Consider the following 10,566-nt stretch of genomic DNA (forward strand, 5'->3'; position numbering starts at 1 on the left):
GTCGCCCCCTGCCGCACTGACTTGCGCAGCAAGTCGTAAGTGCGCACTTCGTGCTTTTCGCACTACGCCCGCCGCGCTATGCTGACAACATGGAAACGACCGCACGGCCCACCATCGACCAGAAAATTGCCCGCAAGGAAGCCGAGCTTGCCCGGCTGCGTCAGCAGGGCCGGGCGCTCGAAACCGGCCAGAAGATCGTTCTCGGCGGCCTGCTCCTGAACGCCGCCAGGAACGACCCGGCGATCCGCAAATGGCTGATCGCGGAACTCCCCTCGGCTGTGACCCGCGAGGTGGACCGCAAGCGCCTCGCCCCCATCGTCGCGGAACTGGTGAAGCTCGATGGCTAAGGCCCACGGAGTTCGCCGCCTGACCCCTGCCGGGCTGGTCTTGGCCGGGGCCGTCACGGGCGCCGCGATAGGCGGGGTGCTTGGGCTGATGCGCTGGCAGCAGGATCGGCAGCCCTCTCCCCCCCGCCCGGAACCGGAGGCACCAAAGGCGCAAGGTGACAGGGTTATAATTCGATGACCTTCGGGAAATGCCCTAGGAAGCCCGTAGAGCGCCGATAGGCACGTTCAGGCCCTCTCCCCTATCCGGTTGCTCTATCGCGGCTCTGTGGCGCTGAAATCGCCTCCTAACCCCCCTGAACACCCTTCACTTGGCTTGACCCTCGCGCATCGGTTGCGATGATGCGCTTGCTGCGGCCCTTTTTCTCAACTTCCCCTGCGTGCGGGGGATTGGGGGTGCAGGTAACGATCCCCCTTGGGGCCGCAGCACCCTCCCGACATGACGTGCGCCGCGACCAGCGGCGCTCCATTTTCAATCGGTGTCCCCCGTCAGTGTGAGTGTCAGTGTCAGTGTCTGTTCCAGACCCTGACACTCACACTGACACTAGGGGGCTAAAAACAGACACGCCGGAGGGCAAAAACAGACACGCCGGAGGGTATGAACAGACACGCCGGAGGGTATGAACAGACACGCCGGAGGGTATGAACAGACACGCCGGAGGGCATCACAGACAAGTTGACTACAGACATATTCGAAATTAACGTCTGTTTATGAGCCAAATCACCGTGTCCTCTGCTGCACTCGCCCTCCGCGCCGATAAGCCGCTCACGCCTGCGATGATCTCTGCGCTGTGGGAGATCGCTGCCGTCCTCGACGAGGAACGTGTGCCTGCGAATGTGCCGAATGCGGTCTGGCTGACCATCCCCACGGCACGCCTGCGTGGGCCGGGCGCACGACAGGACAACACATGGCTTCGCGAGTGCCTTGAACGCATGGCAGGGCTGCGCCTGACCGGCCAACATCGCGGCGAAGAATGGCTGGCCGTGATGCTGGCAGAGGCCCATTTCATCGAGGGCGGGGCCAAGGTGCGCTTGCTGGTGCCGCCCGCAGGCGTCCACGCCATGCGCGGACCGGGCAACTTCGTGAAGATCGAGACGACCGCAGCACATCGGCTCCCGCCTCATGCCCGCCGTCTCTATGCGCTGCTGGCCGACCGCAAGCGCCAGCGCGAACCCTACGCCCAGTGGAGCGTAGACAACCTGCGTGGCCTGCTCGGCGTCGATGACAAGCGGTCCTATGATCGGTGGAGTGATTTTCGCACCCGCGTGCTCGATCCTGCCATTTCAGCGATCAACGACTTCGGCACGGTGCGCGTGAAGATGACCTTCATAAAGTCCGGTCGGTCGGTTTCCGCCGTCCGCTTCGAATGGCGCTGGAAAGATCCGCACGATGCCGCCGATACGGTGGTGGAGAACGAGCGCCACAGCGACGCCCGGCGTAAAGACCCACCGGAAAACCCGGACGCCCCGCCGCTGGTCGAAGGCGATCCGGTGGTACGGGAAGGACTGGCCCAACTTGTGGCGGACCTCGGGAACTCCAAGCGGGTCCAGGAGCCCGAACAGATGGACGTGGAAACCTACCTCGCGCTCAGTGATGAGGAATGCCCTGAATACCCGATCACCGATGATGAGCGGGCATGGCTCGACATGAAACCAGTCGGCAAAGAGGCGCTATGAGGGGCTTAGTCCCCGACCCCTTGCCCCTGATTTCCAAGGCCGCGCTGGGCCTGCCGCTGCTTGCGCCTGACCTGTTCCTGCTGCTTCAGTTCGGCCCGGGCAGCGGGAAGCCGAGCGGCCCATTCCGGTCGCTCGCGCTCTAGCTTCCGCTCTGCCTTGGCTTCGTTTCCAAAGCCCCGGAAATAGCCCCGGACACGCTCAAGCCGGTCGCGAAGCGTCTTCTCTCGCTTCGCCCTCCACTCCTTGATGCCCTTCGCTACCTGCTGCCAAGCCGCCTCGGCCTTCTCGTAGGACCCTCGCTGAAACCTGCCGAAAAGTCCCGTTGGCGCCTTCGGGCGCTGCTCGTCATGCTTCCATTCACGCTGCTGCCGCTCGCGCGAAATCTCCCGGATTTGGCCATCCAGCTTGTACTCAAGGAACTGGCTGCGCCGGTTCGCATTGGCGATCAGCTCCTTCTTGCGGGCGTCCCATGCCTTCACCAGCTCGGCCGCCGGCATCGCTTCGACCTGGCGCACCTTTTCCCGGCGCTCGCGCTCTGCCTTCAGGTCGATGATCTCGGCTGTCAGCGCCTTCCGCTGGGCATTGTTCGCCGCCACCTGCCGGTTGCCATCGGCGCGATCGCTGACACGGCCACGCCGCTCCATCTCCGAGGCCGTGGGGCCAAGATGGGTGGTCGCTTCCCGGTCGATGCCCTGCGCCGCAAGGCTGCGCGCATCGATCCGCTCGGCCCGCCCCGCTTTAGCCAGGACAGAATTGGCCGTCTGTTCCCAAAGCCCCCGGACCGCCTTCACCTCGTCGGCAGCAGGGCCAAGCCCCTGTGCCCGGCGGGCCTTGTCCGATAGCTCGATGCTGGCCTTGTCCCCCATGACCGGCTCCCCCCTCTCCCCCCGGCTCACCTGCCGGGTGGTGGTGAGGATGTGCGCATGGTGATTCCGGTTGTCGCCTTCCCGGTCGGGCTGGTGGACGCACACGTCCACGGCCACGCCGTACCGGCGGGCCAGTTCGGCACCAAAGGACAGAGCGAGTTCGTGCCGCTGTCCCGCGTCCAGTTCGGACGGCAGCGCTACGATCCACTCGCGAGCGGTGCGGGCATCCTTCCGCTTCTCCGCGACCTCCGCCGCATTCCACAGCGCGGCCCGGTCGAGCGTTTCGCCATCCGCCGTGATGATGTCCGCCGACACCACCCCGCCCTTGCGGGTGTAGTCATGGACGAGGCCGGTGCGCTCATCGACCAACGCCGCGCCAGCCCGATACGCCGCAGCCGCAACGGACGAACGTCCGGCGGTGCGCGATATCGGCTTGGTGCTGGCGTGGTAGATCGCCACCGACTTCCTTCCATTTGGTGCCCAACGGGGTTGCAGGGGTCGCCCCCTGCCGCACTGACTTGCGCAGCAAGTCGTAAGTGCGCACTTCGTGCTTTTCGCACTACGCCCGCCGCGCTATGCTGACAACATGGAAACGACCGCACGGCCCACCATCGACCAGAAAATTGCCCGCAAGGAAGCCGAGCTTGCCCGGCTGCGTCAGCAGGGCCGGGCGCTCGAAACCGGCCAGAAGATCGTTCTCGGCGGCCTGCTCCTGAACGCCGCCAGGAACGACCCGGCGATCCGCAAATGGCTGATCGCGGAACTCCCCTCGGCTGTGACCCGCGAGGTGGACCGCAAGCGCCTCGCCCCCATCGTCGCGGAACTGGTGAAGCTCGATGGCTAAGGCCCACGGAGTTCGCCGCCTGACCCCTGCCGGGCTGGTCTTGGCCGGGGCCGTCACGGGCGCCGCGATAGGCGGGGTGCTTGGGCTGATGCGCTGGCAGCAGGATCGGCAGCCCTCTCCCCCCCGCCCGGAACCGGAGGCACCAAAGGCGCAAGGTGACAGGGTTATAATTCGATGACCTTCGGGAAATGCCCTAGGAAGCCCGTAGAGCGCCGATAGGCACGTTTAGGCCCTCTCCCCTATCCGGTTGCTCTATCGCGGCTCTGTGGCGCTGAAATCGCCTCCTAGCCCCCCCTGATAGCCCTTCCTGCCCTTGGAGCCTGTTATGACGTTGGAGACTTCGCCCTACGATCCGACCGATCACCTCAACACCGAGGAACGGATTGCAGCCTACCTTGAGGCTGCATGGGAAGGCGCAGACGAGTTCACGGACATGGAGAAGCGGTTTGCCTTTCTCACCAACTGTTTCGAGGTTGTCCTGCTAGCCCGGCAACGCTGGTTCCTGACCCGATTGACGCATTGACCCTACCGCCCTCGCAGGCATGATGATCCTGCTGCGGCCCTTTTTCTCAACTTCCCCTGCGTGCGGGGGATTGGGGGTGCAGGTAACGATCCCCCTTGGGGCCGCAGCAACCCTCCCGACATGACGCGCGCCGCGACCAGCGGCGCTCCATTTTCAATCGGTGTCCCCCGTCAGTGTGAGTGTCAGTGTCAGTGTCTGTTCCAGACTCTGCCACTCACACTGACACTAGGGGGCTAAAAACAGACACGCCGGAGGGCAAAAACAGACACGCCGGAGGGTATGAACAGACACGCCGGAGGGTATGAACAGACACGCCGGAGGGTATGAACAGACACGCCGGAGGGCATCACAGACAAGTTGACTACAGACATATTCGAAATTAACGTCTGTTTATGAGCCAAATCACCGTGTCCTCTGCTGCACTCGCCCTCCGCGCCGATAAGCCGCTCACGCCTGCGATGATCTCTGCGCTGTGGGAGATCGCTGCCGTCCTCGACGAGGAACGTGTGCCTGCGAATGTGCCGAATGCGGTCTGGCTGACCATCCCCACGGCACGCCTGCGTGGGCCGGGCGCACGACAGGACAACACATGGCTTCGCGAGTGCCTTGAACGCATGGCAGGGCTGCGCCTGACCGGCCAACATCGCGGCGAAGAATGGCTGGCCGTGATGCTGGCAGAGGCCCATTTCATCGAGGGCGGGGCCAAGGTGCGCTTGCTGGTGCCGCCCGCAGGCGTCCACGCCATGCGCGGACCGGGCAACTTCGTGAAGATCGAGACGACCGCAGCACATCGGCTCCCGCCTCATGCCCGCCGTCTCTATGCGCTGCTGGCCGACCGCAAGCGCCAGCGCGAACCCTACGCCCAGTGGAGCGTAGACAACCTGCGTGGCCTGCTCGGCGTCGATGACAAGCGGTCCTATGATCGGTGGAGTGATTTTCGCACCCGCGTGCTCGATCCTGCCATTTCAGCGATCAACGACTTCGGCACGGTGCGCGTGAAGATGACCTTCATAAAGTCCGGTCGGTCGGTTTCCGCCGTCCGCTTCGAATGGCGCTGGAAAGATCCGCACGATGCCGCCGATACGGTGGTGGAGAACGAGCGCCACAGCGACGCCCGGCGTAAAGACCCACCGGAAAACCCGGACGCCCCGCCGCTGGTCGAAGGCGATCCGGTGGTACGGGAAGGACTGGCCCAACTTGTGGCGGACCTCGGGAACTCCAAGCGGGTCCAGGAGCCCGAACAGATGGACGTGGAAACCTACCTCGCGCTCAGTGATGAGGAATGCCCTGAATACCCGATCACCGATGATGAGCGGGCATGGCTCGACATGAAACCAGTCGGCAAAGAGGCGCTATGAGGGGCTTAGTCCCCGACCCCTTGCCCCTGATTTCCAAGGCCGCGCTGGGCCTGCCGCTGCTTGCGCCTGACCTGTTCCTGCTGCTTCAGTTCGGCCCGGGCAGCGGGAAGCCGAGCGGCCCATTCCGGTCGCTCGCGCTCTAGCTTCCGCTCTGCCTTGGCTTCGTTTCCAAAGCCCCGGAAATAGCCCCGGACACGCTCAAGCCGGTCGCGAAGCGTCTTCTCTCGCTTCGCCCTCCACTCCTTGATGCCCTTCGCTACCTGCTGCCAAGCCGCCTCGGCCTTCTCGTAGGACCCTCGCTGAAACCTGCCGAAAAGTCCCGTTGGCGCCTTCGGGCGCTGCTCGTCATGCTTCCATTCACGCTGCTGCCGCTCGCGCGAAATCTCCCGGATTTGGCCATCCAGCTTGTACTCAAGGAACTGGCTGCGCCGGTTCGCATTGGCGATCAGCTCCTTCTTGCGGGCGTCCCATGCCTTCACCAGCTCGGCCGCCGGCATCGCTTCGACCTGGCGCACCTTTTCCCGGCGCTCGCGCTCTGCCTTCAGGTCGATGATCTCGGCTGTCAGCGCCTTCCGCTGGGCATTGTTCGCCGCCACCTGCCGGTTGCCATCGGCGCGATCGCTGACACGGCCACGCCGCTCCATCTCCGAGGCCGTGGGGCCAAGATGGGTGGTCGCTTCCCGGTCGATGCCCTGCGCCGCAAGGCTGCGCGCATCGATCCGCTCGGCCCGCCCCGCTTTAGCCAGGACAGAATTGGCCGTCTGTTCCCAAAGCCCCCGGACCGCCTTCACCTCGTCGGCAGCAGGGCCAAGCCCCTGTGCCCGGCGGGCCTTGTCCGATAGCTCGATGCTGGCCTTGTCCCCCATGACCGGCTCCCCCCTCTCCCCCCGGCTCACCTGCCGGGTGGTGGTGAGGATGTGCGCATGGTGATTCCGGTTGTCGCCTTCCCGGTCGGGCTGGTGGACGCACACGTCCACGGCCACGCCGTACCGGCGGGCCAGTTCGGCACCAAAGGACAGAGCGAGTTCGTGCCGCTGTCCCGCGTCCAGTTCGGACGGCAGCGCTACGATCCACTCGCGAGCGGTGCGGGCATCCTTCCGCTTCTCCGCGACCTCCGCCGCATTCCACAGCGCGGCCCGGTCGAGCGTTTCGCCATCCGCCGTGATGATGTCCGCCGACACCACCCCGCCCTTGCGGGTGTAGTCATGGACGAGGCCGGTGCGCTCATCGACCAACGCCGCGCCAGCCCGATACGCCGCAGCCGCAACGGACGAACGTCCGGCGGTGCGCGATATCGGCTTGGTGCTGGCGTGGTAGATCGCCACCGACTTCCTTCCATTTGGTGCCCAACGGGGTTGCAGGGGTCGCCCCCTGCCGCACTGACTTGCGCAGCAAGTCGTAAGTGCGCACTTCGTGCTTTTCGCACTACGCCCGCCGCGCTATGCTGACAACATGGAAACGACCGCACGGCCCACCATCGACCAGAAAATTGCCCGCAAGGAAGCCGAGCTTGCCCGGCTGCGTCAGCAGGGCCGGGCGCTCGAAACCGGCCAGAAGATCGTTCTCGGCGGCCTGCTCCTGAACGCCGCCAGGAACGACCCGGCGATCCGCAAATGGCTGATCGCGGAACTCCCCTCGGCTGTGACCCGCGAGGTGGACCGCAAGCGCCTCGCCCCCATCGTCGCGGAACTGGTGAAGCTCGATGGCTAAGGCCCACGGAGTTCGCCGCCTGACCCCTGCCGGGCTGGTCTTGGCCGGGGCCGTCACGGGCGCCGCGATAGGCGGGGTGCTTGGGCTGATGCGCTGGCAGCAGGATCGGCAGCCCTCTCCCCCCCGCCCGGAACCGGAGGCACCAAAGGCGCAAGGTGACAGGGTTATAATTCGATGACCTTCGGGAAATGCCCTAGGAAGCCCGTAGAGCGCCGATAGGCACGTTTAGGCCCTCTCCCCTATCCGGTTGCTCTATCGCGGCTCTGTGGCGCTGAAATCGCCTCCTAGCCCCCCCTGATAGCCCTTCCTGCCCTTGGAGCCTGTTATGACGTTGGAGACTTCGCCCTACGATCCGACCGATCACCTCAACACCGAGGAACGGATTGCAGCCTACCTTGAGGCTGCATGGGAAGGCGCAGACGAGTTCACGGACATGGAGAAGCGGTTTGCCTTTCTCACCAACTGTTTCGAGGTTGTCCTGCTAGCCCGGCAACGCTGGTTCCTGACCCGATTGACGCATTGACCCTACCGCCCTCGCAGGCATGATGATCCTGCTGCGGCCCTTTTTCTCAACTTCCCCTGCGTGCGGGGGATTGGGGGTGCAGGTAACGATCCCCCTTGGGGCCGCAGCAACCCTCCCGACATGACGCGCGCCGCGACCAGCGGCGCTCCATTTTCAATCGGTGTCCCCCGTCAGTGTGAGTGTCAGTGTCAGTGTCTGTTCCAGACTCTGCCACTCACACTGACACTAGGGGGCTAAAAATGGAGACGCCGGAGGGTAAAAATGGAGACGCCGGAGGGTATGAGTGGAGACGCCGGAGGGTATGAGTGGAGACGCCGGAGGGTATGAGTGGAGACGCCGGAGGGGTGTGTGGAGATATTGACAGTGGATAGACACTTTTTATAAACTCCACTAATGGAGCAAATAGCCGTCTCGTCCGCTGCGCTCGCACTCCGAGCAGAAAAGCCGCTCACTCCGGCTATGATCTCAACGCTGTGGGAGATTGCGGCTGTCCTTGATGAGGATCGCATACCTGCCAATGTGCCCAACTCGGTCTGGCTATCGATCCCCACGGCGCGCTTGCGTGGCCCCAATGCAAGGCAGGACAATGTCTGGCTCCGCGAGTGCTTGGAGCGCATGATTGGCCTCAAGCTGACCGGCCAGCACCGCAATGACGAATGGGGCGCAGTGCTGGTGGCCGAATGGCACATCACCGAAGGCGGATCGAAGGCCCGTATCCTGATCCCGCCTGCAGGCGTCCACGCGCTGCGCAGCACCGGAAATTTCGTGAAGATCGAGACGACAGCGGCACATCGGCTCCCGCCCCATGCCCGCCGCCTCTATGCTCTGCTGGCCGACCGCAAGCGCCAGCGCGAACCCTACGCCCAGTGGAGCGTAGACAACCTGCGTGGCCTGCTCGGCGTCGATGATAAACGGTCCTATGAGGTTTGGTCACAGTTCCGAAAATGGGTTCTGACCCCCGCCATTGAGGCCATCAACGACTTCGGCACGGTGCGGGTGAAGATGACCACCGTGAAGTCCGGCCGGTCGGTTTCCGCCGTCCGCTTCGAATGGCGCTGGAAAGATCCGCACGATGCCGCCGATACGGTGGTGGAGAACGAGCGCCACAGCGACGCCCGGCGTAAAGACCCGCCGGAAAACCCGGATGCCCCGCCGCTGGTCGAAGGCGATCCGGTAGTGCGGGAAGGACTGGCCCAGCTTGTAGCGGACCTCGGGAACTCCAAGCGAGTCCAGGAGCCCGAACAGATGGACGTGGAAACCTACCTCGCGCTCAGGGATGAGGACCGTCCTGAATACCCGATCACCGATGATGAGCGGGCATGGCTCGACATGAGGCCGGTCGGAAACGAGGAACTGTGAGGGGCTAGTCCCCGACCCCTTGCCCCTGATTTCCAAGACCGCGCTGGGCCTGCCGCTGCTTGCGCCTGACCTGTTCCTGCTGCTTCAGTTCGGCCCGGGCAGCGGGAAGCCGAGCGGCCCAATCTGGGCGTTCGCGCTCTAGTTTCCGCTCTGCCTTGGCTTCGTTTCCAAAGCCCCGGAAATAGCCCCGGACACGCTCAAGCCGGTCGCGAAGCGTCTTCTCTCGCTTCGCCCTCCACTCCTTGATGCCCTTCGCTACCTGCTGCCAAGCCGCCTCGGCCTTCTCGTAGGACCCTCGCTGAAACCTGCCGAAAAGTCCCGTTGGCGCCTTCGGGCGCTGCTCGTCATGCTTCCATTCACGCTGCTGCCGCTCGCGCGAAATCTCCCGGATTTGGCCATCCAGCTTGTACTCAAGGAACTGGCTGCGCCGGTTCGCATTGGCGATCAGCTCCTTCTTGCGGGCGTCCCATGCCTTCACCAGCTCGGCCGCCGGCATCGCTTCGACCTGGCGCACCTTTTCCCGGCGCTCGCGCTCTGCCTTCAGGTCGATGATCTCGGCTGTCAGCGCCTTCCGCTGGGCATTGTTCGCCGCCACCTGCCGGTTGCCATCGGCGCGATCGCTGACACGGCCACGCCGCTCCATCTCCGAGGCCGTGGGGCCAAGATGGGTGGTCGCTTCCCGGTCGATGCCCTGCGCCGCAAGGCTGCGCGCATCGATCCGCTCGGCCCGCCCCGCTTTAGCCAGGACAGAATTGGCCGTCTGTTCCCAAAGCCCCCGGACCGCCTTCACCTCGTCGGCAGCAGGGCCAAGCCCCTGTGCCCGGCGGGCCTTGTCCGATAGCTCGATGCTGGCCTTGTCCCCCATGACCGGCTCCCCCCTCTCCCCCCGGCTCACCTGCCGGGTGGTGGTGAGGATGTGCGCATGGTGATTCCGGTTGTCGCCTTCCCGGTCGGGCTGGTGGACGCACACGTCCACGGCCACGCCGTACCGGCGGGCCAGTTCGGCACCAAAGGACAGAGCGAGTTCGTGCCGCTGTCCCGCGTCCAGTTCGGACGGCAGCGCTACGATCCACTCGCGAGCGGTGCGGGCATCCTTCCGCTTCTCCGCGACCTCCGCCGCATTCCACAGCGCGGCCCGGTCGAGCGTTTCGCCATCCGCCGTGATGATGTCCGCCGACACCACCCCGCCCTTGCGGGTGTAGTCATGGACGAGGCCGGTGCGCTCATCGACCAACGCCGCGCCAGCCCGATACGCCGCAGCCGCAACGGACGAACGTCCGGCGGTGCGCGATATCGGCTTGGTGCTGGCGTGGTAGATCGCCACCGACTTCCTTCCATTTGGTGCCCAACGGGGTTGCAGGG

At 64.7% G+C, this 10,566-nt stretch carries 11 protein-coding genes; 8 read left to right on the top strand and 3 right to left on the bottom strand.

Features of this window, described 5'->3' with window-relative positions:
• Positions 1 to 89: 89 nt before the first annotated feature.
• Both ATN00_RS22480 and ATN00_RS22485 read left to right on the top strand, forming a co-directional pair.
• A complete protein-coding gene (locus ATN00_RS22480) occupies positions 90 to 347 on the top strand; it encodes a hypothetical protein (RefSeq protein WP_062069544.1) in 258 nt (85 codons plus the stop codon).
• Positions 348 to 1,055: 708 nt separating this feature from the next.
• A complete protein-coding gene (locus ATN00_RS22485) occupies positions 1,056 to 2,021 on the top strand; it encodes a replication initiation protein (RefSeq protein ID WP_062069546.1) in 966 nt (321 codons plus the stop codon).
• 5 nt (positions 2,022 to 2,026) lie between these two features.
• Here the strand turns inward: ATN00_RS22485 and mobQ (ATN00_RS23225) are convergent, their stop codons facing one another.
• A complete protein-coding gene (gene mobQ, locus ATN00_RS23225; protein ID WP_082635373.1) occupies positions 2,027 to 3,346 on the bottom strand; it encodes a MobQ family relaxase in 1,320 nt (439 codons plus the stop codon).
• A gap of 127 nt (positions 3,347 to 3,473) precedes the next feature.
• Between mobQ (ATN00_RS23225) and ATN00_RS22495 the strand changes: the two genes are divergently transcribed.
• The 3 genes from ATN00_RS22495 (at position 3,474) to ATN00_RS22505 (ending at position 5,612) form a co-directional block, all read left to right on the top strand.
• Positions 3,474 to 3,731: a hypothetical protein gene (locus ATN00_RS22495; RefSeq protein WP_062069544.1), complete on the top strand. Its 258-nt coding sequence runs from the start codon at positions 3,474 to 3,476 to the stop codon at positions 3,729 to 3,731.
• A gap of 325 nt (positions 3,732 to 4,056) precedes the next feature.
• Positions 4,057 to 4,254 (top strand): helix-turn-helix domain-containing protein, encoded by a 198-nt coding sequence (locus ATN00_RS22500; protein ID WP_062069549.1) that lies wholly within the window; start codon positions 4,057 to 4,059, stop codon positions 4,252 to 4,254.
• A gap of 392 nt (positions 4,255 to 4,646) precedes the next feature.
• The gene (locus tag ATN00_RS22505) at positions 4,647 to 5,612 is read left to right on the top strand and encodes a replication initiation protein (protein WP_062069546.1); all 966 of its coding nucleotides are present in this window, start codon (positions 4,647 to 4,649) and stop codon (positions 5,610 to 5,612) included.
• Positions 5,613 to 5,617: 5 nt separating this feature from the next.
• Here the strand turns inward: ATN00_RS22505 and mobQ (ATN00_RS23230) are convergent, their stop codons facing one another.
• Positions 5,618 to 6,937, bottom strand: coding sequence for a MobQ family relaxase (gene mobQ, locus ATN00_RS23230; protein WP_082635373.1), 1,320 nt, complete (start codon positions 6,935 to 6,937; stop codon positions 5,618 to 5,620).
• Between the two features lie 127 nt (positions 6,938 to 7,064).
• Between mobQ (ATN00_RS23230) and ATN00_RS22515 the strand changes: the two genes are divergently transcribed.
• The 3 genes from ATN00_RS22515 (at position 7,065) to ATN00_RS22525 (ending at position 9,204) form a co-directional block, all read left to right on the top strand.
• Positions 7,065 to 7,322, top strand: a complete 258-nt coding sequence (locus ATN00_RS22515) for a hypothetical protein (RefSeq protein ID WP_062069544.1) — start codon at positions 7,065 to 7,067, stop codon at positions 7,320 to 7,322.
• A gap of 325 nt (positions 7,323 to 7,647) precedes the next feature.
• A complete protein-coding gene (locus tag ATN00_RS22520) occupies positions 7,648 to 7,845 on the top strand; it encodes a helix-turn-helix domain-containing protein (protein WP_062069549.1) in 198 nt (65 codons plus the stop codon).
• A 459-nt stretch (positions 7,846 to 8,304) separates the two neighbouring features.
• Positions 8,305 to 9,204, top strand: a complete 900-nt coding sequence (locus ATN00_RS22525; RefSeq protein WP_062069552.1) for a replication initiation protein — start codon at positions 8,305 to 8,307, stop codon at positions 9,202 to 9,204.
• Between the two features lie 4 nt (positions 9,205 to 9,208).
• Here ATN00_RS22525 and mobQ (ATN00_RS23235) read toward each other — a convergent pair whose 3' ends face one another.
• Entirely contained in the window at positions 9,209 to 10,528 is a 1,320-nt protein-coding gene (mobQ, locus tag ATN00_RS23235) for a MobQ family relaxase (protein WP_082635375.1), read from the bottom strand.
• Positions 10,529 to 10,566: the final 38 nt, after the last annotated feature.

This window comes from Sphingobium baderi (assembly GCF_001456115.1).
GTDB classification, from domain to species: Bacteria; Pseudomonadota; Alphaproteobacteria; order Sphingomonadales; family Sphingomonadaceae; genus Sphingobium; species Sphingobium baderi_A.